Raw genomic sequence first — 247 nt, forward strand, 5'->3', positions numbered from 1 at the left:
GCTGGGCAAGCAGGCTTCGTTCCGCGGCCGCCACAACCAGGCAATCGAGCATTTCCGGGCGGCGCTCGCGATCGACAATCGCATCCCCTACATGGAGCCGCCCTGGTGGTATTATCCGGTCAGCCAGTCGCTAGGTGCCGCACTCTACCGAGCCGGAAAATATGACGAAGCTCGGCAGGCCTTCACCGCCGCGCTCGCTAAATATCCCAACAATGGCTGGGCACTCTACGGCCTGTCGATGGCCGAG

The 247-nt window shown here is 62.8% G+C and carries 1 protein-coding gene; it reads left to right on the plus strand.

What is annotated here, in order from left to right:
- On the plus strand, positions 1-247 hold a 247-nt coding region (locus SAZ04_RS22700; protein ID WP_332700000.1), incomplete at both ends, for a tetratricopeptide repeat protein.

Source organism: Halalkalibacter lacteus (assembly GCF_036663595.1).
Taxonomy (GTDB): domain Bacteria; phylum Bacillota; class Bacilli; order Bacillales; family Bacillaceae_D; genus Halalkalibacter; species Halalkalibacter lacteus.